Raw genomic sequence first — 24082 nt, forward strand, 5'->3', positions numbered from 1 at the left:
CAACGATCTAATTGCGTACCTAAACATAATCGGCGCCCCATTTCTTTATTTGTTATTTCGTAACCATTCTTGAAATGACTAATCTTTGAATTTCTTGAGTACCCTCATAAATTTGTGTAATCTTTGCGTCTCTCATGTAACGCTCGACAGGATAATCCTTTGTATAACCATAGCCACCAAATACTTGCACAGCATCCGTTGTCACCTTCATCGCCGCATCGCCAGCAAAAAGTTTAGACATAGCTGATTCTTTTCCATAAGGCAGTCCGGCAGATTCCAACCAAGCTGCTTGATAGGTCAATAGTCTAGCTGCTTCTACACTTGTTGCCATATCTGCTAATTTAAAACCAATTCCTTGCTGGGCCGCAATCGGTTTTCCAAATTGAACACGCTCTTTTGCATAAGCAGTTGCCGCATCTAACGCACCTTGAGCAATTCCGACAGCTTGTGCAGCAATACCATTACGACCACCATCTAACGTCATCATCGCAATCTTAAAGCCCTCACCGACTTCGCCGAGCACATTTTCAACTGGTACTTTACACTCTTCGAAAATGATTTCAGTTGTAGGAGAAGAACGAATACCTAACTTTTTCTCTTTTTTACCGACAGAGAATCCTTCATAATTAGACTCGACTATAAAGGCCGTTGTTCCTTTATGTTTATTTGAAGGATCAGTTAAAGCAAATACAACATAGATTTCTGCTTCACCACCATTTGTGATGAAAATTTTTGAGCCATTAAGAATGTAATGACTGCCCTCTAATCTCGCCGTTGTTTTCATACCGCCAGCATCAGATCCGCTACCTGGTTCCGTTAGACCATAAGCACCTATTTTTTCACCTTGTGCCATCGGCTTTAAATATTTTTGTTTTTGTTCCTCTGAACCAAATTTATAAATTGGCCATCCGGCTAGGGATGTATGTGCAGATAAAGTTACACCGGTAGATGCACATACACGTGACAGTTCTTCCACCGCTATACAGTATGCTAAATAATCACTCCCAATACCACCGTATTCCTCTGGCCAAGGAATACCTGTTAAACCTAGTTCAGCCATTTTATTAAATATATTGCGATCAAAGCGTTCCTCTTCATCACGACTAGCAGCGGTCGGCGCCACTTCGTTTTCAGCAAAATCTCTTACCATTTTTCTAATCATTTCATGTTCTTCACTTAATTGAAAATTCATGATTACTCCTCCAAGATAAGTTGTTAAAGTTGTTTACTGATTACTAGCTTTTGAATTTCACTTGTACCTTCGTATATTTCCGTTATTTTTGCATCACGGAAATATCTTTCTACTGGATAATCTTCTGTATAGCCATAGCCACCAAATACTTGAATCGCATCCGTTGTGACTTCAACAGCTGTTTTAGAAGCGAATAATTTAGCCATTGATGCTTCTTTCCCACATTTTTGACCGTTTTGTCTCATATGAGCAGCACGATAGATTAGTAGTCTTGCTCCTTCAACTGCCGTTGCCATATCCGCTAACTTAAAGCCAATACCTTGCTGGGCTGCAATCGGCTTACCAAATTGGACTCTTTCTTTAGCATAACGAGTGGATGCCTCAAGGGCAGCTTCAGAAATCCCCAGGGCTTGGGCAGCAATGCCAATCCTCCCCACATCTAAATTAGACATGGCAATCTTAAAGCCTTCACCTTCTTCACCTAAAAGGTTTTCCGAAGGTACCTCCATATCTTCAAAGCTAAGCTGTAAAGTTCTTGAACCATGAAGTCCCATTTTATGTTCATCTTTTCCGATGACTAGTCCAGGGGTATCCTTGTCAACAATAAAAGCCGATATTCCTTTTGTTCCTAATGCTGTGTTTGTGGAAGCAAAGACAATATAGACATCCGCTTCTCCACCGTTTGTAATAAATACTTTGGAGCCATTGATAATATATTGATCTCCTTTTTTTACCGCTTTTGACTTTAAGCTTCCTGCATCAGAACCTGCACTTGGTTCAGTCAAGCAAAACGCACCCAAATATTCTCCACTAGCTAACTTGGGAACATACTTTTGTTTTTGTGTTTCTGTACCAAAATAAACAATTGGATTCGTACCTACAGATGTATGGACAGATAAAATCACACCAATTGTTGCACTTACTTTAGAGATTTCATTAATAGCAATGATATAGGACATAAAATCCATTTCAGAGCCACCGTATTTTTCTGGAATGGGAATCCCCATTAATCCAAGCTCTCCCATTTTCCTCAAGACTTCCCTTGGAAACTCGCCAGCTTCCATCCTATCCACATATGGAGCTATCTCGGCTTGAGCAAAATCCCTCACCATTTTTCTCATCATCTCTTGCTCTTCAGTAAACTTTAAATGCATATACTTAACCCCCGATGTCGTCAATTGTATGTGTCTTAGCAAGGTTCAAAAAAGATTTTTATCCACTTCGACTAATTATTTAACTTACTTAATCATTAAGCGTATTCGTAAAAACCTTTACCAGTTTTCTTACCTAGCCATCCAGCCTTTACATACTTTCTTAATAAAGGACATGGACGATACTTATCATCACCGAAGCCTTCGTGTAAAATTTCCATAATATAGAGACACGTATCTAAACCGATGAAATCTGCTAAAGTCAACGGTCCCATCGGATGGTTCATACCCAGTTTCATAACGTCATCGATTGCTTCTTTCGTTGCAACTCCCTCATATAATGTATAGACAGCCTCATTAATCATCGGCATGAGAATGCGGTTAGACACAAAACCTGGAAAGTCCTCCACTTCTACTGGCACCTTGTTTAATTGTTTCGTCATGTCCTCAATTGCTTGATACACTTCATCTGTTGTTGCTAAACCACGTATAATTTCGACTAATTTCATGACTGGTACAGGGTTCATAAAATGCATACCAATCACTTTTTCGGGACGTTTAGTCGCTGCGGCAATTTCCGTAATCGGTAAAGAAGATGTATTTGATGCTAATATCGTATGTGCTGGCGTAATTTCATCTAGTTGGTTAAATATCTTTGTCTTCACTTCCATATTTTCAACAGCTGCTTCTATCACTAAATCAACCTGTTTTGCATCTTCTAATGAAGTAGAGGGAATCAGATTAGCAAGAACTTTTTCCATTTCTTCTGCTTGCATTCTGCCCTTATCTACTTGTCTAGTTAAATTCTTTTTAATCACACTTAATCCACGGTCTAAAAACTCCTGCTTTAAATCATTTAAATAAACACTAAATCCCGCTTGCGCACAAACTTGCGCGATCCCTGAACCCATTTGTCCTGCACCGATAACCATTACTGTATTGATACTCATTTATTTATCCCCTCCAGGAATTTATTGTTTGGCCACTTCTATCATTACTGCGTCACCCTGACCTCCACCTGAACAAATAGCAGCAATGCCAATACCGCCACCTCTACGCTTTAATTCATGCATGAGTGTTAAAATAATCCTTGCACCACTTGCACCAATCGGGTGACCGAGGGCAACCGCACCGCCATTCACATTTACCTTCTCTTCATCTAAATTAGCAATTCTTCCACTTGTTAAGGCAACTGCTGCAAAGGCTTCGTTTATTTCAAATAAATCAATATCATCTAAGCTTTTACCTGTCTTTTTTAATAACTCATTAATGACTAAGCCAGGTGTTTGCGGAAAGTCCTTTGCTTCTACCGCAATTGCTGTATGACCGAGAATTACTGCCCCTATCTCTTTTCCTTCACGCTCTGCCTTTTCTGCACTCATCAGTACAAGGGCAGCCGCACCGTCATTTACACCAGGAGCATTCCCTGCAGTAATACTTCCACCTGGACCAAACGCGGAACCTAGTTTAGCTAACTTTTCTAAAGATGTATCTTTCCTAGGCGCTTCATCTTCTGAAACGACGATGCTCTCACCTTTTCTTTGCGGTACTTCAACTGGCACAATTTCTTCAGCTAATTTACCTGATTTAATTGCTTCTGCTGCTCGCTGATGACTTCTCAATGCCCATCTATCTTGTTCTTCTCTACTAATGTTGAATGCTTCTGCTGTTTCATTCCCATAAGTGCCCATATGCACACCAGAAAAGCTGCAAGTTAAACCATCATATGTCATTAAATCCTGCACTTTGCCATCGCCCATTCTTAATCCCCATCTAGCCTTTGGCAGAAGATAAGGAGCATTACTCATCGATTCCATTCCACCGGCAACAATGATCTCTTCTTCACCTAGTCTTAAAATTTGATCTGCTAAGGTCACACTCCTCATTCCTGAAGCACATACCTTATTGATTGTTTCCGTTTTCACTTCCCAAGGTAAGTCAGCTTTTCGCGCTGCTTGCCTTGACGGGAGCTGTCCTTGTCCTCCTTGTAAGACTGAGCCTAAAATTACTTCGCCTACATCTTGCCCAGCAACATTCGCTCGTTTTAGAGCTTCTTTAACAACGATTCCACCTAAATCTGAAGCGGTGAAAGAGCTTAACCCACCAGCAAACTTACCAAAAGGTGTTCTCGCACCTGCAACAATGACTGTTTTACTCAAAACTTTCACTCCATTCCTATTTATCTCTTATTCACTAAATTTTCTTTTAACTAAGAGGCTATTGACTGAACGCTCGCTCAAAGGATGTCCATAGAAAAAAGTAAAATTTCTACAAATATCATGAAAGCGCTTTATTTACTTTATTTTACACGAAAAAAGAGAAGAATTAAAACAATATCCTAAAAATTCATAAAATTTATTTTTACTGAATTTTTATACGTTTCAATTCCTCTCTCCTTATTTCTATGAAGCGAGTGTTTGTTCACCGATAACAGCTTTTTCTAAAAGCTCAGCTACATCATATGTTTGTACATTTTCTTCTACTTCTTTTGCTTTTGTTCCATCTGATAACATCGTTAAGCAATATGGACACCCTGAACTAATAACCGTTGGATTGACCGCTAATGCTTGTTCTGTACGTGAAACATTGACACGATTACCTGTTTCTTCTTCCATCCACATTAATCCACCACCAGCACCGCAGCACATTCCTTTTTCGCGATTTCTCTCCATTTCAATTAGTTTCACACCTGAAATCGATTTTAAAATTTCACGAGGTGGATCATATACTTCGTTATAGCGCCCTAGATAACAAGAATCATGGAAGGTAATCGTTTCTTCAACGGCATATTGTGGTTTTAACACACCGTCCTTCACCAATTTCGCTAATACTTCCGTATGGTGGTATACCTCGGCTTTAAGCCCAAAGTCTGGATATTCATTTTTAAAGATATTATAAGCATGTGGATCGATTGTTACGATTTTCTTCACTTCATTTTTCTCAAACTCTTCGATATTCTTTGTTGCTAACTCTTGGAATAAGAACTCATTCCCTAGACGTCTTGGTGTATCACCTGAGTTCTTTTCTTTATTGCCAAGGATAGCAAATTTAACTCCTGCCTCATTCAAAAGACGAGCAAAGGAAAGGGCAATCTTTTGGCTACGGTTATCATAAGAACCCATTGCTCCTACCCAGAACAGATACTCATAAGATTCATCTGCTTTCTTCATTTCTTTCACTGTAGGAACATGTACATCTTCACGAAGACTTCTCCAATCTTCTCGCTCTTTCCTGTTTAGTCCCCAAGGATTTCCTTGACGTTCGATATTCGTCATCGCACGTTGTGCATCGGCATCCATTTTACCTTCTGTTAAAACAAGATATCGGCGTAGGTCAATAATTTTATCTACATGTTCGTTCATAACTGGGCATTGGTCTTCACAATTACGGCAAGTTGTACATGCCCATATTTCTTCTTCTGTAATGACTTCCCCAATCAAACTCGGACTATAAGCGAGGCCCGCTGCCGCCTCTTCAGCACCCTCTGCCCCAGCTGCTAAAGCAATTTGATTTCCCTTCGTATTCGAAAAGGCAAATGTCGGTACCCATGGTTGTTTTCTAGTCACCGCTGCCCCGTGGAATGTTAAATGGTCACGCAACTTAATGATAAGATCCATCGGAGAAAGCATTTTACCTGTTCCAGTCGCCGGACACATATTTGTACAACGACCACACTCAACACAAGCATAAAAGTCGATCATTTGTAATTGCGAAAACTCCTCAATATGTCCAACACCAAATGTCTCTTGTGATTCATCTTCGAAATCGATTGGTTTTAACTTTCCTGGGTTATCTAATCTATTGAAATATACATTTACTGGTCCTGCAATCAAATGAGCATGCTTCGATTGCGGAATATAGACTAGGAAAGCGAGTAGGAATAATAAGTGAATCCACCAAGAAACATAAAAGACTACAATAGAAGCTGTTTCACCAATCCATGATAAGGCGATGGCGAAAAGCGAAGCGACCGGTTCCGTCCATACAGGATCATGTCCGTGCCAAATCATCGACATGCCATTTCCTAATAAAACAGATAACATCAAGCCGCCAATAAAAATTAAAACAATCCCTGATTTAAAACCTCTTTTTAGACGAACAAGCTTTTCAACATATCTTCTGTGAAATGCCCAGATGACGGCAACCAAAATCATTAAAGTGACGATTTCTTGGAAAAAAGTGAATCCTGGATACAACGGACCTAATGGAAGATGTGATCCAGGCGAAATTCCTTTGATAATAAAATCGATTGCACCAAACTGGACTAAAATAAAGCCATAGAAGAACATGACGTGGATAGCGCCACTTTTTTTATCCTTTAAAAGCTTCTTTTGCCCAAATACATTGACCCAAATTTTGTTCATACGCTCTTTAACATTATTGTCAAATGCCGTTTTCTTTCCAAGCTTAATGTACTCATATCTGGTCTTGAGCAAATAAGCAAACAAACTAAGTGCGTAAGCGATTACAAGAACGGTCGCAATAAGGTTAACCCATAATAATCCATTCACGTGTGTTCTACTCCTTTCTCGACTAATCCATGTGTATAAGAAGATTATTCAATGTAAAAAGAAAATTTTATCGTATTAAAATTTTCTGAATTTAAATCTTAGTTCCATTATATAATGAATGAGCATTCAGTCAACTACTTTTTATTTATTTTATCCTTTTTTCTTCAGGCAATAAAAGCGATAATAGAATAGGTCTCTATGGAGATACTATTTAAACATACTGTTTTGGGAGATGATCAACTTGACAATCCTTCTTTCTGTTGCGGTCATCTTGCTGATTGCTATCGTATTTATTTTTCTTCTATGGGTCGATTATGCCCTTGGTCGTAAAAAACATTTAAAAACAGTCAGCCGAATGAACCCCTCCCCCGCTTTCGCTAACTTTGTCCTTTTTGCGGACGGACCTTCATTATTTGATGATTATTTTACGGAATTAAAAAAAGCAAAACACCATATCCATATTCTCTTTTATATTGTTAAAGACGAAGGAATAGGACAGGAATTTTTAACTATCTTAAAACAAAAAGCAAATGAAGGTGTAGAGGTACGTCTGCTATTAGATTGGGCTGGTAGTTTACCGATTATTCTGAATTTTAAACTCAAAAAAGAGCTACGTTCTCATGGTATTCAATTAGCCTTTGCCCATACACCTACGTTTCCCTTTCTATTCTACAACGTACAAGCAAGAAATCATAGGAAAATTTCTGTAATTGATGGAAAAGTAGGATATTTAGGTGGATTTAACGTAGGCCCTGAGTATATCAACCTTGACCGTAAACTTACACCATGGCGAGACTACCATTTAAAAGTAAGTGGAGAAGGTGCACATACTTTACAAAGTGTTTTCCTACAAGATTGGGCAGATGCTAGCAACCAACTAATAAGTAAAACTGAAAAGTATTTTCCAGAAGATATAACAAAAGGCAGTGTAGAACATCAGTTTAAAGTGAATGATGGTGCATTCTTGAAAGAGGAATATATCGCACTGATTGAAAATGCTGAACAATTCATTGAAATTGGTACACCCTATTTTATTCCCGATGTAGAAGTAATGCAGCATCTATTGTCCGCATTAACAAGAGGGGTAAAAGTAACGATTATGATTCCCTATACGAGTGACCACTTTCTTGTCAAAGAAGCTTCCCATCGTTACTTACGTCCATTACTGAAGGCAGGAGCAGAAGTGTATGAGTATAAAAAAGGTTTCTATCATGCAAAAGCAATGATCGTCGATGAAGTTGCTGTCGTCGGAACAGCTAATTTTGATAAAAGAAGCTTCTTTCTTAATGATGAAATAAATTGTTATAGTGAGGATCTTCATTTTCATAAAGAACTAAGCGAAGTATTTCATAAGGATTTAGCGAATGCAGAAAAACTGCAATATCAAGATATTTCTGGTTTCAACCTGAAGAGACAAGGGAAAGAATTATTAGCACGATGTGTAGATCTCTTTTTATAAGGAGCCGATAACTATTGATTTCAATACGTTTCGGGTATGTATCTCATGCGATTACATTATGGGATGCCTCCCCTGCAAAAACACTTACTTACGCTCGCTATCAACAATTAAATGCTCATGAAAGATTAGATAAACTGAGGGAAATTACTGCACTTAATCTTGCTCACACAAAGCGAATGCTTCATTATAATATTGCTCATGAAATCCCATTATACCGATTATCAAGTTCGATAGTGCCACTTGCTACTCACCCCGATGTGAAATGGGATTTCCAATCGCCCTTTAAGAATGAATGGTATGAATTGGGTAAATTGATTAAAGACCATCATTTACGTGTAAGCTTCCACCCTAATCAGTTTACTTTATTTACTTCTCCTAGACAGGAAGTAACCGAAAATGCCGTAATCGACATGCAATATCATTTTGACATGCTCGAAGCAATGGGTTTAAGCCAGACCGCTATTATCAATATACATATAGGCGGTGCTTATGGTGATAAGATGACATCCTTAAAACGTTTCGAGGAAAATCTTAAAACTTTACCCTCACATATTAAAGCGAGAATGACGTTAGAAAACGATGATAAAACCTATAATGCCGAGGAAACACTTGCTGTATGTGAAGAGGAAAAGGTGCCAATGATTTTTGATTATCATCACCATATGGCTAATCTCGTGGACATTCCTTTAAGAGAATTATTACCACGCCTATTTCAAACATGGAGCCATAAGGGTTTGCGACCTAAAATCCATGTGTCTTCGCCTAAATCAGATAAAGCCTATCGGTCGCATGCTGATTATGTGGATTTCCAGTTTGTACAACCCCTCCTAACGGCCATTCGCGAAGTAGGTCAAGATGTGGATTTAATGATTGAAGCGAAAGCAAAGAACTTAGCATGTTTACAACTTGTTGAAGATGTCGCTAGCATTCGCGGAGTCAAGCGTGTTGGTGGCGGAACGGTTGAATGGAAGTAGTGGATAAGTCAATATATGCTCTGATTCATACCTATAAAAATAAATAGAACCTAAAGTAGACTAATGATCTTTTTATCTGCTTTAGGTTCTTTCTATGTGTAATGTTAGAAGTGCCATGTAAAACTTAATAACACCAATCCCCTTTCTTCTGTCTTTTACTGCGGAGACATAACTTACACACAATTCTTCTCCTTCTCCCTTCGTCTTTTGCGCGCAATCATGACTTTCGCGCAATTCTTCTCCTTCTCCCTTCGTCTTTTGCGCGTAAACATGGATTTCGCACAATTCTTCTCCTTCTCCCTTTGCCTTTTGCGCGTAAACATGGATTTCGCGCAATTCTCCTCCTTCTCCCTTCGTCTTTTGCGCGCAAACATGGATTTCGCGCAATTCTTCTCCTTCTCCCTTTACCTTTTTGCGTGCAAACACGACTTTCACGCAATTCTTCTTCTTCTCCCTTCGTCTTTTGCGCGTAAACATGACTTTCGCGCAATTCTCCTCCTTCTCCCTTCGTCTTTTGCGCGTAAACATGGATTTCGCGCAATTCTTCTCCTTCTCCCTTCGTCTTTTGCGCGTAAACATGGATTTCGCGCAATTCTTCTCCTTCTCCCTTCGTCTTTTTCGCGCAATCATAACTTTCGCGCAATTCTTCTCCTTCTCCCTTTACCTTTTTGCGTGCAAACACGACTTTCACGCAATTCTTCTTCTTCTCCCTTCGTCTTTTGCGCGCTAACACGACTTTCGCGCAATTCTCCACCTTCTCCCTTCGTCTTTTGCGCGCTAACACGACTTTCGCGCAATTCTTCTCCTTCTCCCTTTGCCTTTTGCGTACAAACACAACTTAGTTACTCTACTGATTGGAATGAATTTTTCAATATTTTGAAGGGTACGGACCTTAAATTTTATAAAGAGAGGTGGGCATGATAGCGTTATTTAGTCTACCAGCATCTATTTACTTTTTCGGTTAAGGAAATCTACCTGTAGTTTCCCCATCCTAATATAAAATAAGGTCATGGTAGATAATCCTCTACCGTGCAATTCGTACCTTTTTATATGAAACGTTTTAATTCTCCTCCATTACTACTCTTTGTGAATTTAATTCTATTTCAAGAAAAAAAGCGCCCACTACACGAGTGGGGCGCTTGCTGTACGTCTCTTACATTTTTTCAGGAGCTGACACACCGATTAACGCTAATGCATTTTTCAATGTTGTTTGTACCGCTTTAATTAGTGCTAGTCTTGCTTTTGACTTTTCAGGCTGTTCGCTATCTAAAACTTTTTCGGCATTATAGAAGCTATGGAAAGTAGATGCTAAGTCAAAGATATAATTGGTAATTCGATGAGGCATGCGCTTTTCAGCAGCTTCACCTACTGCTTGTGGAAATTCGCCAATTTTCTTCAATACATCTAGTTCTTTTTCTGCTCCGATTAATGATAAGTCAGCTTGGGCGTCAAGAACTAACCCTTGTTCTTCACCTTGTCTTAAGATGCTTGAAATACGCGCATGTGCGTATTGTGCATAATATACTGGGTTCTCGTTAGACTGTGATACAGCTAAATCTAAATCAAAATCTAAATGAGTGTCCGCACTTCTCATCGCGAAGAAATAACGAGTCGCATCTAAACCGACTTCCTCTACAAGATCACGCATGGTTACTGCTTTACCTGTACGTTTACTCATTTTCATTTTCTCGCCATTTTTATATAAATGAACGAGCTGAATAATTTCAACTTCAAGGGCTTCTTTACTATAGCCAAGTGCTTGAATGGCAGCTTTCATACGCGGTATATAACCATGATGGTCTGCACCCCAAACGTTAATAATTTTCTCAAAGCCACGCTCTAATTTATCTTTATGATAAGCAATATCTGGCGTTAAATACGTATAGGAGCCGTCATTTTTAATCAAAACACGATCTTTATCATCACCAAAAGTAGTAGAGCGGAACCATGTCGCACCATCTTCTTCGTATATATGACCATTTTCTTTTAATGCTTCCAATGCACGGTCGATTTTTCCATTATGATAAAGTGAAGTCTCTGAATACCATACATCATAAGGAACACGGAAATCTTCCAAGTCATTTTTTAATTTTTCCATTTCATATTTCAAACCATACTCACGGAAAGTGTCAAAACGCTCTTGGGCATCGTAATCGACATACTCATTACCATGTTCTTTAGCAAGTGTTTTACCGATATTAATAATATCTTCCCCATGATAACCGTCTTGCGGCATCTCCTTTTCCATACCTAATGCTTGGAAATAACGGGCTTCTACAGAATAAGCGAGATTATTAATTTGGTTGCCGGCATCGTTAATATAGTATTCACGCGTAACATCATAGCCTGCCTTCGCTAGAATGTTGGATAATGAATCACCAACAGCTGCCCCGCGCGCATGGCCTAGGTGTAAATCACCTGTTGGATTAGCAGATACGAACTCTACTTGAACTTTTGTGCCATTACCTACATTTGTTTGACCGTAGGCTTCATCTGCTTCTAACACGGTAGGAATTAAGTTCGTTAAATAACGATTATCCATGTAAAAATTCAGAAATCCTGGCCCAGCGATTTCCATCTTTTCAATCGAAGCTTTTGATTGATCAAAGTGAGTAATGATATCTTCAGCAATCATTTTTGGCGCTTTTTTTGCCACTCTTGCAAGTTGCATCGCCATATTTGTAGAATAATCACCATGCGTTTTGTCTTTTGGTATTTCTAGAATAACATCAGGAATTTGTCCCTCTTCAGCTAAGCCAGCTTTTATGACCGCTTGTTTAATTTCTTGTTTCAGATTTTGTTGCACCTGTTCAACGATATTCACTCAGTTTTCCTCCTCAAATGCAATGGTTAGATGATAGGTTCCTGCTTTAGATCCTTGCATGTTTAAATCATACATCAAATCAATAGAGCCAATGTTTGTCTCTTCTTTAAACTCATGCACCATTCTCTTCGTTAAAGTTTTTAAATTAAATACACCATATGGGGTCGTATAATTACCTCTTAAAGACTGATGCATTTTAAATGGCAAGCGCATTTTTATCGAACCACTTCGTAAGATTAAACCGTCATCCTCAGTCATTTTTACAATGGTTTTCACCATGCCTACATCCATCTCTTCTTCATATTGAAGATATCTGGCATTTCCTTTTTTATAGTATCGACCAGCCGCCGTTAATTCAAAAGTATCCTTACTATTCCCATCATGGATGGTCGTTTTCACATTTATTTTTACAGGAATTTGATCATCTAAAACTTTCGACAATCCCTCCACATCCTTTTATACCGTTTCAAACGAAATTTCTATAACCTTATTAGTATAAAACAAATTAATGTTATCTTCCAGTCATGAATAATTATACAACAACAACTTTGACCACTAGTATACCACGGGCATCCACAGAACTTTTCTGATGAAAAGCGTATGATAAAGCTTTTCACGTAGTTAGTATTTTTGAACTAAACACCAGATATCACACAAAACCAAATAAAAAACGAACAAATTCTCCTATAATAGAATTTGTTCGCATCATCAATTTATTTCACCCAACCTAAAATCATTTCACGAATAAGCTTACTAGCTGTATTCGCAGTTTGTTCTGAAGGGTCATAAATGGGTGCCACTTCAACTAGGTCACAGCCAACCACATTCACATTGGCACGAGCAATTTCATGAATAGAGGCTAAAAGCTCCTTAGAAGTAATGCCTCCAGCATCAACAGTACCTGTACCCGGCGCATGTGCAGGATCAAGGACATCGATGTCAATTGTCACATAGACAGGACGACCAGCTAATTGTGGCAAAACTTCCTTCAAAGGTGCTAATACTTCAAATTTAGAAATATGCATCCCTACTTCTTTAGCCCATTGAAACTCTTCTTTCATCCCAGAACGAATCCCAAATGAATAGACGTTTGTTGGACCAATGAGATTAGCCGCTTTCTTGATTGGTGTGCTATGAGAAAGTGGTTCGCCTTCGTAATCGTCTCGTAAATCTGTATGTGCATCCATATGGATAATCGCTAAGTCAGGGTATTTCTTATACATCGCCTTTATGACTGGCCAGCTAACTAAATGCTCCCCACCCATACCAATAGGGAATTTATTATCTGCAAGTAGTCCGTCAATGTATTCCTCTATCATATCGATACTTTTTTGCGGGTTTCCAAATGGTAATGGAATATCTCCTGCATCGAAAAATTTCACTTCTTCTAGATCTCGATCTAAATAAGGACTATACTCTTCAAGGCCGATGGACACTTCTCTTATTCTGGTTGGGCCGAATCTTGAACCCGGACGATAACTAACTGTCCAGTCCATTGGCATCCCATAAATTACAGCACTGCTGTCTTCATAATGCGGATGACTTTTAATAAACACATTTCCTGAATAAGCTTCATCAAAACGCATAGTGAGCCCTCCTTATTCCACTAAATCTTTAACAAATTTCGGTAGTACAAATGCAGCCTGATGTAGTTCTTTTGTATAATATTTCGTCTCAATTTCGTGGAAACGCTCTTCTTCTACTTTTAGTGGATCGTGCTTTTTCGAACCGATAGTGAATGCCCATAATCCACTAGGATAAGTAGGGATATTCGCCACATACAGACGTGTAATTGGGAAAATTTCTTTTACATCCTTTTGAACATTGCGGATTAAGTCTGCTTTAAACCACGGATTATCTGACTGCGCTACGAATAAACCATCTTCCTTCAATGCTTTAGCAATACCTGCATAGAAACCTTTAGTAAATAAGTTAACTGCCGGACCCACTGGTTCTGTTGAATCGACCATAATAACGTCATATTCGTTTTCACTTTCAGCAATATGCATGAAGCCGTCGCCCACTTTTACTTCTACACGCGGGTCTTCAAGCTTTCCTGCAATTTCTGGCAAGTATTTTTTCGAGAATTCAATAACCTTCCCATCAATATCTACAAGTGTCGCCTTTTTCACGCTAGGGTGCTTTAACACTTCACGAATAACGCCTCCGTCTCCACCACCGACAACGAGGATATTCTCAGGGTTTGGGTGAGTAAATAAAGGCACATGAGCGACCATTTCATGATAAACAAACTCATCCTTCACAGAAGTCATGACCATATCATCAAGAAGAAGCATATTGCCCCACTCTTCTGTTTCTACCATGTCTAGCTTTTGAAAATCTGTCTGTTCCGTATGTAAAGTTCGATTCACCTTCATCGTGATACCGAAGTTCTCTGTTTGTTTTTCAGTAAACCAAATGCTCATTATTCTTCAATCCTTTCTATTAAAAAAGTGCCTCATTTAACCTTATCGTTCCCGAAAAGCAAAATGACAAACATGAGAAAAGTATAGAGGATTCTAGCAAAATTGCAAGTGAAAATTTTGTTAAAAAGCAGATACCCGCTAAAAAGAGGAATGGGCTAATAGAATCTTCGCACTCATTCATTGTGAAATCGGAACAGTCTTTGGCGTTTCAGCTATATGATTGAACCGATGTAGATGTTTGCTGACCTGGCTCTCTCTACTATTCATGTTTGACCCAATCGGGGGGTTTTCATGCAGACTTTAGATATTCGTGTAATCACAAATATGCATGTTTAAAATACCCTATAGTTTTCAATACTATATGTAAACGAAGCACATTAAAATGGGGGTGGTATATGTGGAAATCATGACAAATCAGCGCTTTAGAAATGCAGGTAAATATTTGCGAGCACTCGTCATTTGTAGCTTAATAGGTTTAGCGTTAATGGTCTGCCTGCTCATCGGTATTTTCATTTATGCCAAAATTTTAGGTCCACCACCACTTGCCGTACCACAATCCACTTTATATATGGCAAGTGACGAGTCTATTATTGGTGAAAGTCACACAGGGGAGAAAAGGTATTGGGCAGATATTACTGATATTTCCCCAGACTTAATTCATGCGACGATCGCGATTGAGGATCAGAGTTTTTATGAACATCATGGCTTTGATTATAAAAGAATTGCTGGCGCCTTGCTGGCAGACCTCAAAGCAATGGCAAAGGTACAAGGTGCGAGTACTATTAGTCAGCAATACGCTAAAAACCTCTTTCTCGATCAAGATAAAACGTGGACAAGGAAAATAAAAGAAGCGTTTTATACCCTAAGAATAGAAATGAGTTACACAAAAGAGCAAATACTAGAAGGCTATTTAAATACAATCTATTACGGTAACAGGGCTTACGGTGCACAAGCAGCTAGTCAGTTTTATTTTGGAAAAGATGCAGCTGATTTAACTTTAGCCGAATCCGCTATGCTCGCAGGTATTCCAAAAGGACCAAGTGCCTATTCACCTCTTGCCTCATTTGAGAAAGCGAAACAAAGGCAAAAGTTAATCTTAACTTCTATGGTAGGGAATCAATATATTACGAAAAAGGAAATGGCAAATGCTTTCAATGAAGAGCTTACTTTCGTTGGTGAGCATCAATATTACGTGAACACTGTTGCCCCCTACTTTCAAGATGCAGTCAAAGCCGTACTAAAATCCCAATTAGACCTTGATGAAAGAATGATTGAACTTGGTGGATTACGAGTTTACACAACACTAGATCGCCAAAAACAAGAGATAGCAGAGAAAACAATTGAAGAAGTGATGACAGAAGATACTTCAATGCAAGTCGGGCTTGTATCAATGAATCCTAAAAATGGACATGTAGAAGCCATGGTTGGAGGAACAGATTATGAAGAGAGCTCATTTAATAGAGCTTTACAAGCGATTAGACAGCCTGGATCTACGATGAAGCCCCTTTTATATTACGCGGCCATTAAACAAGGATTTACACCAGCATCAACAGTAATGAGCAAACCTACTACTTTTCGGTTTGACGATGGACAATCAACATATGCACCTCATAATTATAATAATAAGTATGCAGATGGGGATATAACAATGGCGCAGGCACTAGCGCTCTCGGATAATATATATGCTGTGAAAACCCACCTTTTTTTAGGTGAAGAAACACTCGTTAAGACCGCTAAAGATTTTGGTATTCAGTCTAAGATGGCCAAAGTCCCTTCACTCGCCCTGGGTACATCCGGATTAAGAGTAACAGAGCTTGCCAATGCATACAGCATGTTAGCTAATGGTGGGAAGCGTACTGACCCTGTTTTTATAACAAGAGTTGAGGATTATAAGGGCGATGTCCTTTACGAGGCTAAGGGGTCACATGAGCAAGTATTAGATGAGGATACAGCTTTTGTCGTAACAGAGATGATGACGGGCATTTTTGATCAGACATTAAATGGATATGCTAGTGTGACTGGATCTACTATTAGCAATCAACTCACAAGACCATACGCAGCAAAATCTGGTTCGACGGAGACTGATAGCTGGATGGCTGGATTCTCTCCCCAGCTCGTTACTGCTGTATGGACAGGTTACGATGATAATCAAACGATCGACCTTGTGAAGGAAAAGGCGTTTGCAAAGGAAATTTGGGGGAATTATATGGAAGATGCGCACCAGGGCCTACCAATCCGCCAGTTCACACCAACAAAAAATACAGTAGGCGTTTATGTTGAACCTTCCACTGGCAAACTAGCAACAGAAAATTGCCCTGTCAAACGTTTTACCTACTTTATTAAGGGAACCGAACCAACTGAATACTGTTCGCTTCACCTGCCTGAATACCAAGCAGAGGAAAAACAAAAAGAGAAAGAGCCAGCCCCTAAGGAAAAAAAGCCTTGGTACAAGAAGATATTACCATGGACTTCATAATTCGCACACAAACATGACAATAGTAGAAATAATGAAAAACCTCGACAGTAGCTGTCGAGGTTTTTCGTGTCCTAGTTCTATACAGTGCTTTGCACTAATATTAAGTTTACTTTTTTTATCCACTTGAAGCAATACTTTGTAAATTCCTTCAATAAACTGTCACAAATACGCCACAATTATGGCTGAATTTGTCTCTTATGCTTGCAAATCTGTTTTTAGTTGTTCTGATGATCTCTCCCACATACCTGCATCATAATCTTGTAGGAATTTAGCTAATACTTCTTTAGAAGAAACATCCATATGATCCACGATCACTTGACCTTTAATTGATTTATCCATTCGATTCACATGTTCAGGAAGTGACTTATACCCTCTTCTAATTGATCGATCAACTGTAAACTCACAAGCTGTTACACCCGCATAATACGTACCTTCTGCTCCACGTTCTACCGTTACCCAGATTAACCAGTATGGCTTACCATTAGGGACTTCTTCTTTTGTTTTTAAAAACTTAATGCCTTTTTCTTGTGGGCTGCGGGCATGCATTGCCCCAACCTCGATTGAAGCCTCTTTTTCATTGACATCTATAATAACCGGCGAAACATTATCTAAACTAAAAGCACCGGCCCCGAATCCACCATGCCCCTCAGTTGGGTCACTTTTAATAATATTAAACTCCATTTTTTTCTTATTCTCTGCCATTTGAAACTCCTCCTTCATCTATGATCTCACAAATAATGTATAAAAGAATGCGCTTAGGTTTTCCATAATCGCTGGAAGTAATGTATTCAGGATAGGGCTAATCGTATATTGACTGAGCGGTGTAATCACAAGGATGAGAAAAATAAGACCTCCATAATTCTCAATTGACGTCATCTTCGCTCGCCAATCATTTGGTACTAAATCTGCAATCACCCGATAGCCATCTAAAGGCGGCAAAGGGATTAAATTAAATATGAAAAGAAGCATATTTAGACCAATAAAAATATTGAGAAACGCGAGCAACGACTCCGGCACTGTATAACCATTTCCAATTAACCAATACCATAAACCTAAAGCAAATGTAGCCAAAACAAAATTACTCAATGGACCAGCTAAAGAAACGCATACACCAGCAAGCCTCGGATTTTTAAAAAAGAAGCGGTTAACAGGGACTGGTCTCGCCCACCCAAAACCCGCTATAAAAATTAAGAGTGTCCCAATCGGATCTAAATGACTAATGGGATTCAACGTCAATCTGCCTTGATTTTTTGCCGTGGGATCACCAAATTTATAGGCGACCCACGCATGGGCAAGCTCATGAAGAGTGAAGGCAATAATTAACGTGATAGCTACATAGGGAATATCCCTAAGTGGATAGGCTAAGAATTGTTCCACACTTTAATCCCCTTTTTTAACTCATGAATGAGTGTTTTATACCTTTTCATTAACCATATGTAAACCTTATCTTTGTCATACATATTAAAGTATAACGCATCATTCCTGCAATAAGGAAATCATGCGCTACTATAAATTTGCTTGTCTAAATGAAGAAAATATGGAAAACTTAAAATAATCGTTGTTCAGAAACAGCGCGAATTCATTTAGGAGGAAGAACTTATGCCATACGTAACTGTTAAAATGCTTGAAGGACGTACAGAAGATCAAAAGAAAGCACTCGTAGAAAAAGTCACAGTAGCCGTGAGCGAAACAACAGGTGCTCCAAATGAAAAAATCACTGTATTTATCGAAGAAATGAGCAAGAACCATTACGCTGTTGGTGGCAAGCGTCTGAGCGACCAATAAAATACAAGATTAAAATATATCGGCACTGACAATGTTAGTTATTCATTGGTGCCGGTTATTTTTTTTGGTGAATCCCTTAATGTAGGATTCTCTATTGTTCTTGTACACTATTATTGATTTTGCCTAGGTTCTCCATATCAAAATTCCATCTCGCTTCCTCTTTTTGACTCATTTTCGACCGAATCCAATCAAACTTTGGCTCTGCCACCTTTTTTTGTAACGTTCCTTTCCGGATCCCATTAGATTTAAGAGAACTACCCAATTCTGAGGGAAATACAACGTTTTCTTTTCAGACAAGAAAAGAAACTTCCCAGGGTGAGGAGAAGCCGGAACAAATTAAATTTTATGCGTGTATAACTATAAATCGTAAGAGCGTAAAAATACAGCATGAGATATGTGTATATTTACGGTTTAGTTGTGCTCTCATCTCCATTTTTCTTTCTGAGTGACTCGCGAACTTCATTTGTGAAGCACTCATTCTCTTTGCTCAACCTGAGTGACTCACAAACTTCATTTACAAAGCGCTCATTCTCTTTGCTCAACTTGAGTGACTCGCAAGCTTCATTTGTGAAGCGCTCATTCTCTTTGCTCAACTTGAGTGACTCGCGAACTTCATTTGTGAAGCACTCATTCTCTTTTCTCAACTTGAGGGACTCACAAACTTCTTTTGCGAAGCGCTCAGTTCCTTTTCTTACCTTGAGTGACTCACAAACTTCTTTTGCGAAGCGCTCAGTTCCTTTTCTCTTACTGAGGGACTCGCGAACTTCATTTGTGAAGCACTCATTCTCTTTTCTCAACTTGAGGGACTCGCGAACTTCTTTTGCGAAGCGCTCAGTCTCTTTTCTCAACTTGAGGGACTCGCGAGCTTCATTTGTGAAGCACTCATTCTCTTTTCTCAACTTGAGGGACTCGCGAACTTCATTTGTGAAGCACTCATTCTCTTTGCTCAACTTGAGTGACTCACAAACTTCTTTTGCGAATCGCTCATTCTCTTTGCTCAACTTGAGTGACTCACAAACTTCATTTGCGAAGCGCTCATTCTCTTTGCTCACCTTGAGTGACTCGCAAACTTCATTTGCGAAGCGCTCATTCTCTTTGCTCAACTTGAGTGACTCACAAACTTCATTTACGAAGCGCTCATTCTCTTTGCTCAACTTGAGTGACTCACAAACTCTAATCCATCAAAACAGAAGCACTCAGTTCATATTACCGATTAAGGCACGCAATATCATTTTCACACGAGCATATATATGAACAACCTCAATATTAAAAAGACCGCTCCTATGATAGGATAGCGGCTTTTGTATTTAAGGCATCGATATAGTGATAAGCTTGGTTAATCTCTTCTTCTGTATATCGTTGTTTGCTTTTGAGCGTGAAGATCTTTTCCTTTACTTCTTCTTTAGGCAGTTCCTCGAAGTATAAGACAGTGGATACTAGCTCTAGAAATCTTGCTGATTGGCCATTCATATCAACGAGACAGTCTTTTAAATGAGGCATACTTACTTCATTTAATTCTAGAAATTCTGTTCCCGATTCGGTTAGTGTATAACGATATTGATAGTATCCACCTTTTTTTTCTTTAATTTCATTCAAGAATCCCATATTGCATAGCTCTTCAATACGAAGAGTGAGTTCTTCTGAATAAGGTCCATAAAAGTGAAAGGCAAATTTCTCATGAAAAGGGTAATTGATTTTTTTTGCAATGTAAATCATTTTTTGTAGCTTTTTACGGCCGACAATTTCATCCGAGGCAGCAATGGCATGAATGATTTTTGCATGGTCTTTCAGCACATTGATTCATCTCCTAATTATTTATTACGTTCCATTCGAACTTTTTTATTCTAAGTCTAGTAATTTTCGTATTTGTTTCTTAATCTCTTTATGTGGCCCTTCATCATGAAGGAGATTGGCAGGATAGTATAATTTATGATCGGTCCTTCTTTTACCTGAGATAGCATCAACAATCGATGATTCCCGAGATAATTCCCTTACCTCTCCATTTTTCGATAATAAATGAATCGGTAAACGCTCCTCTTCTTCACCCGGTCGATAAAAATCATAAGGTAAATCAGAGGAAGAATCGACAACTAAGTAATATTCAGGGTCAATTCCCGCTTTTAAAAATAAGATAGACAGCTCTGACAGTTTCTTATATTCCTTGGCTGGGTCAAATTCAACATACTTAAAGAGATGACGGTCTAAGAAACGTTGCGCTAAATCACTTAAAATCTCATCTTCTTCCCACTGCCACATTTGGAAATAGTATAGAACAATTGATTCATCCAGATGAATGTAATCATCCACCGTTATTTCGCCTTTAAATAAAGAATAAAAATGAGCAGGGGCTTGTTTGAACTGATAAGATTCTTCATATAGAGCCTTTGCCCTATGGAGTATTTTTGTTAAGATCACCTCTGCACTTCTCGTTACAGGGTGAAAATACACTTGCCAATACATTTGGTATCGACTCATTATGTAATCCTCAACAGCATGCATGCCACTTTGTTTAATCACAACCTGGTCTTCCCTTGGCCTCATCACTCGTAAAATACGTTCCATATCAAAATGACCATAACTCACGCCTGTAAAATAGGCATCTCTTTGTAAGTAATCCATCCGGTCGGCATCAATTTGACTAGAGATTAAACTGATAACTAATTTGTTTTTAGACGTTTTCGCAATTATTTCTTCTACTTTTTTTGGAAAATCATCACTTACTCTTCTTAACACATTGTTGACTTCTGTGTTACTGAGAATAATTTTCTTTGTAAAATTTTCATGATCTAAGCCAAATACCTTTTCAAAAGAATGCGAGAACGGCCCATGACCTAAATCATGTAACAATGCTGCACAAAGGGTTAATAAACGATCGTCATCATTCCACTCTGGACGTCCTTTGAAGACATCATCGACAATTCGCCTAACAATTTCATAGACACCAAGCGAATGATTAAATCGGCTATGTTCCGCTCCGTGAAAGGTAAGAAAGGTTGTTCCTAATTGTTTAATCCTTCTTAGACGTTGGAATTCTTTAGTACCAATCAAATCCCAGATAAGACGATCTTTCACGTGAATATAACGGTGAACAGGATCTTTAAATACCTTTTCTTCAGTTAATTTTTCTGTCGCATATGACATCATGACACCTCCCTTTTTATATAGACATAACCAATATATTAACTTCTTTTTTTACCTTTAAACATTTGATTGCTCTTCATCAGTTTTTTTTTACTTCCCCTATTATATCTTTCTCTTTCTCTTGTTTCACCCCCCGAATGTAATAGACCAACCTCTCCTGCACATACGAACCCCTGTCCTAGTTGTTTTTTGGCGAAATGAGAATTTTTTTCGACATTTTTAACATGATTTACCATACGTATCTATTAGAAACCATCTTCTACTATCCTTTCAAACATAGAATGTATAAAACCTTGTATTCTTGACAATCCTATTGCTAAAGCTTAACTATTATAAAAATTTAGGGAGTTGAGATCATGAAAGTACGTCAAGATGCATGGTCAGAGGAAAATGATTTATTATTAGCAGAAACGGTTTTAAGGCATGTCCGTGAAGGTAGTACGCAATTAAATGCATTTGAAGAAGTTGGAGATAAGTTGAATCGCACATCAGCAGCTTGCGGGTTTCGCTGGAATGCAGTTGTACGGCACCAATATGAAAAAGCCCTTCAACTAGCAAAAAAACAACGAAAGCAACGACAAAGAATGCTTGGCAAAGAGCAAGGTGGAAAGAAAAAACTATTATATTCACCACCAGTTCCTACATTAGATGACGTAGAAACAGCGATGGAGCCGATGAATGATTTGCTATTTGAAGAACCTGAAGTAACAACACCTAATGCGGCTCCTACTGAAGAAGTGAAGACACCTGTATTCAAAACGGAGGAAACTTCATCATCTAATATGACGATGGCAAGTGTCATTCAATACCTTGAATCATTAAGTCACTCAAGTATTAAACTGGATATCTTAAAAAATGAGAATGAAAGACTTAAGCGCGAGAATGCTTCTTTAAAGGCTAGAAACCAAGAATTAGCGGCAAGAGTAAGCAAGCTAGAGCAGAATAGTGTCACTATCCAAGAAGATTACGAGACATTAATGAATATTATGAACCGTGCTCGAAAATTAGCGATTTTAGATGATGAGGAAAGAACCGCCACTAAATTCAAAATGGATCGTAATGGCAATTTAGAAAAACTAGCAGAATAAATGATTAGACTGTGGTTTACCACAAACACATACAAAAATAACTGAGTAAAAGGCTGAACCAGCTTACTCAGTTATTTTCTATTTAGCGTGACTTACTAGATTAAGATTTATTCGTACATTTGATAGGCCCTCCACCAGTGGTAAAACGAGCAAAAGAGCACCTGTTTTCATTCTAAAATCTGCAAATTATTCGGGAGTTGCCTGGACCCATATTATTTCTTGTTCATGATTTTTTCGTTTCTATCGACTACACGGTCGAAATAGTTTTCAAACATTGGAGCTTCAGTGACGGTTAACTGACCTGAATGAAGCGTGCCACTATGTTTCTTTAATGTTTGTAGGAAGCGGAGCATCACATCTTCTATGGTGAATTCCGTTTGGAGTAGTTCAGCTAGCGAAGCCATCACTGTTGGATCAATGTCAGGATAAGTAAACTTAGTCTTCTCATCCTCTTTACTAATGCGGTAAAATTCTTGAATGATCTGCGCTCGTTCACTGCCGCTGCCATTTACACAAAGGTAGATTTGCACAGCGACACCCTTTCTCAATCTGCGTTGTGAAATGCCTGCAAATTTCTGGTCGCCAATGCTTAGATCATAACTCCCCGGACAGTAGGACTTGGTGATCTCTTTCGCTTCAATTTCTACGGGAAAATCGGCGAACATTTCTTTCACTAAAAACCACATCGCATCATATCCACGGTTAATATCAATACCTTTTTCCGTTTCCTGCAGCACTAAAGTAATATTCAAGACACCTTCATCGAGAACAACCGCAAGCCCACCTGAATTCCGCACAATACAGTCATAACCTTGTTGCTGTAAAAATTGAACCCCTGCGTTAATAAAAGGCAGTTTTGTATCTTGAATACCAAGTACGATTGTGCGGTCATGCACCCAGCTTCTCGCAGTAGCAGGAGAGAGTCCCGCCCCAACCGAAGCGCATAAAGTATCATCCATACCGAAAGAGTGAAGTGCACTGACAAATCGCCCTGATTGCGACTGATCAATTATACGCCATTCTTTTTGTTCTAATAAATTTAAAGCCTCTTCCAT

General features: G+C 38.8%; 22 protein-coding genes. 5 read left to right on the forward strand and 17 right to left on the reverse strand.

Features of this window, described 5'->3' with window-relative positions:
* Nucleotides 1-52: 52 nt before the first annotated feature.
* The 5 genes from MHI57_RS13730 to MHI57_RS13750 all read right to left on the reverse strand — a co-directional run bounded on the left by MHI57_RS13730 (nt 53) and on the right by MHI57_RS13750 (nt 6854).
* Entirely contained in the window at nt 53-1192 is a 1140-nt protein-coding gene (locus MHI57_RS13730) for an acyl-CoA dehydrogenase (protein ID WP_095371557.1), read from the reverse strand.
* Nucleotides 1193-1215: 23 nt separating this feature from the next.
* Nucleotides 1216-2346: an acyl-CoA dehydrogenase gene (locus MHI57_RS13735; protein WP_095371556.1), complete on the reverse strand. Its 1131-nt coding sequence runs from the start codon at nt 2344-2346 to the stop codon at nt 1216-1218.
* Nucleotides 2347-2441: 95 nt separating this feature from the next.
* Nucleotides 2442-3293 (reverse strand): 3-hydroxybutyryl-CoA dehydrogenase, encoded by an 852-nt coding sequence (locus tag MHI57_RS13740; RefSeq protein WP_095371555.1) that lies wholly within the window; start codon nt 3291-3293, stop codon nt 2442-2444.
* 21 nt (nt 3294-3314) lie between these two features.
* The gene (locus MHI57_RS13745) at nt 3315-4502 is read right to left on the reverse strand and encodes an acetyl-CoA C-acetyltransferase (protein ID WP_307316581.1); all 1188 of its coding nucleotides are present in this window, start codon (nt 4500-4502) and stop codon (nt 3315-3317) included.
* Nucleotides 4503-4745: 243 nt separating this feature from the next.
* Nucleotides 4746-6854 carry a heterodisulfide reductase-related iron-sulfur binding cluster gene (locus MHI57_RS13750; protein WP_307316578.1) on the reverse strand — a complete coding sequence of 703 codons (2109 nt, stop codon included), beginning with the start codon at nt 6852-6854 and terminating at the stop codon, nt 4746-4748.
* A gap of 241 nt (nt 6855-7095) precedes the next feature.
* Between MHI57_RS13750 and cls the strand changes: the two genes are divergently transcribed.
* Nucleotides 7096-8313: a cardiolipin synthase gene (cls, locus tag MHI57_RS13755; RefSeq protein ID WP_307316575.1), complete on the forward strand. Its 1218-nt coding sequence runs from the start codon at nt 7096-7098 to the stop codon at nt 8311-8313.
* Between the two features lie 17 nt (nt 8314-8330).
* Complete coding sequence (gene uvsE, locus MHI57_RS13760; RefSeq protein ID WP_095373585.1) at nt 8331-9287, forward strand: UV DNA damage repair endonuclease UvsE; 957 nt, start codon at nt 8331-8333, stop codon at nt 9285-9287.
* A 217-nt stretch (nt 9288-9504) separates the two neighbouring features.
* On the opposite strand, the gene MHI57_RS13765 is transcribed toward uvsE, so the two are convergent.
* The 6 genes from MHI57_RS13765 to speE all read right to left on the reverse strand — a co-directional run bounded on the left by MHI57_RS13765 (nt 9505) and on the right by speE (nt 14537).
* Nucleotides 9505-9930: a hypothetical protein gene (locus MHI57_RS13765; protein ID WP_340976862.1), complete on the reverse strand. Its 426-nt coding sequence runs from the start codon at nt 9928-9930 to the stop codon at nt 9505-9507.
* Nucleotides 9914-10084, reverse strand: coding sequence for a hypothetical protein (locus tag MHI57_RS13770; protein WP_340976865.1), 171 nt, complete (start codon nt 10082-10084; stop codon nt 9914-9916). Before MHI57_RS13770 ends, MHI57_RS13765 begins: the two co-directional genes overlap by 17 nt.
* 356 nt (nt 10085-10440) lie before the next feature.
* Entirely contained in the window at nt 10441-12111 is a 1671-nt protein-coding gene (argS, locus tag MHI57_RS13775) for an arginine--tRNA ligase (RefSeq protein ID WP_340976867.1), read from the reverse strand.
* Nucleotides 12112-12552 (reverse strand): DUF1934 domain-containing protein, encoded by a 441-nt coding sequence (locus MHI57_RS13780; protein ID WP_233435184.1) that lies wholly within the window; start codon nt 12550-12552, stop codon nt 12112-12114.
* 272 nt (nt 12553-12824) lie between these two features.
* Nucleotides 12825-13697: an agmatinase gene (speB, locus tag MHI57_RS13785; RefSeq protein ID WP_095371548.1), complete on the reverse strand. Its 873-nt coding sequence runs from the start codon at nt 13695-13697 to the stop codon at nt 12825-12827.
* Between the two features lie 12 nt (nt 13698-13709).
* The gene (speE, locus tag MHI57_RS13790) at nt 13710-14537 is read right to left on the reverse strand and encodes a spermidine synthase (protein ID WP_322909847.1); all 828 of its coding nucleotides are present in this window, start codon (nt 14535-14537) and stop codon (nt 13710-13712) included.
* Between the two features lie 397 nt (nt 14538-14934).
* Here speE and MHI57_RS13795 point away from each other — a divergent pair, with 397 nt between their 5' ends.
* On the forward strand, nt 14935-17013 hold the full coding sequence (locus MHI57_RS13795; protein WP_340976870.1) for a transglycosylase domain-containing protein: 2079 nt from the start codon (nt 14935-14937) through the stop codon (nt 17011-17013).
* Between the two features lie 195 nt (nt 17014-17208).
* Here the strand turns inward: MHI57_RS13795 and MHI57_RS13800 are convergent, their stop codons facing one another.
* The gene (locus MHI57_RS13800) at nt 17209-17715 is read right to left on the reverse strand and encodes a YwhD family protein (protein ID WP_095371545.1); all 507 of its coding nucleotides are present in this window, start codon (nt 17713-17715) and stop codon (nt 17209-17211) included.
* An 18-nt stretch (nt 17716-17733) separates the two neighbouring features.
* Complete coding sequence (locus tag MHI57_RS13805; RefSeq protein WP_224936793.1) at nt 17734-18390, reverse strand: site-2 protease family protein; 657 nt, start codon at nt 18388-18390, stop codon at nt 17734-17736.
* 222 nt (nt 18391-18612) lie between these two features.
* Here MHI57_RS13805 and MHI57_RS13810 point away from each other — a divergent pair, with 222 nt between their 5' ends.
* Complete coding sequence (locus MHI57_RS13810) at nt 18613-18798, forward strand: 2-hydroxymuconate tautomerase (protein WP_095371543.1); 186 nt, start codon at nt 18613-18615, stop codon at nt 18796-18798.
* 404 nt (nt 18799-19202) lie between these two features.
* On the opposite strand, the gene MHI57_RS13815 is transcribed toward MHI57_RS13810, so the two are convergent.
* From MHI57_RS13815 to MHI57_RS13825, 3 genes are all read right to left on the reverse strand, one after another.
* On the reverse strand, nt 19203-19952 hold the full coding sequence (locus tag MHI57_RS13815; RefSeq protein ID WP_340976875.1) for a hypothetical protein: 750 nt from the start codon (nt 19950-19952) through the stop codon (nt 19203-19205).
* A gap of 127 nt (nt 19953-20079) precedes the next feature.
* Nucleotides 20080-20592, reverse strand: a complete 513-nt coding sequence (locus tag MHI57_RS13820) for a YwgA family protein (RefSeq protein WP_095371540.1) — start codon at nt 20590-20592, stop codon at nt 20080-20082.
* Between the two features lie 45 nt (nt 20593-20637).
* A complete protein-coding gene (locus MHI57_RS13825) occupies nt 20638-21939 on the reverse strand; it encodes an HD domain-containing protein (RefSeq protein ID WP_095371539.1) in 1302 nt (433 codons plus the stop codon).
* Between the two features lie 356 nt (nt 21940-22295).
* On the opposite strand from MHI57_RS13825, the gene MHI57_RS13830 reads away from it, so the two are divergent.
* The gene (locus MHI57_RS13830) at nt 22296-23027 is read left to right on the forward strand and encodes an RsfA family transcriptional regulator (RefSeq protein ID WP_095371537.1); all 732 of its coding nucleotides are present in this window, start codon (nt 22296-22298) and stop codon (nt 23025-23027) included.
* Between the two features lie 212 nt (nt 23028-23239).
* On the opposite strand, the gene MHI57_RS13835 is transcribed toward MHI57_RS13830, so the two are convergent.
* Entirely contained in the window at nt 23240-24082 is an 843-nt protein-coding gene (locus tag MHI57_RS13835; protein ID WP_307316546.1) for a lipoate--protein ligase family protein, read from the reverse strand.

The sequence above is a fragment of the Cytobacillus sp. FSL K6-0129 genome, assembly GCF_038007625.1.
Classification (GTDB): domain Bacteria; phylum Bacillota; class Bacilli; order Bacillales; family Cytobacillaceae; genus Cytobacillus; species Cytobacillus kochii.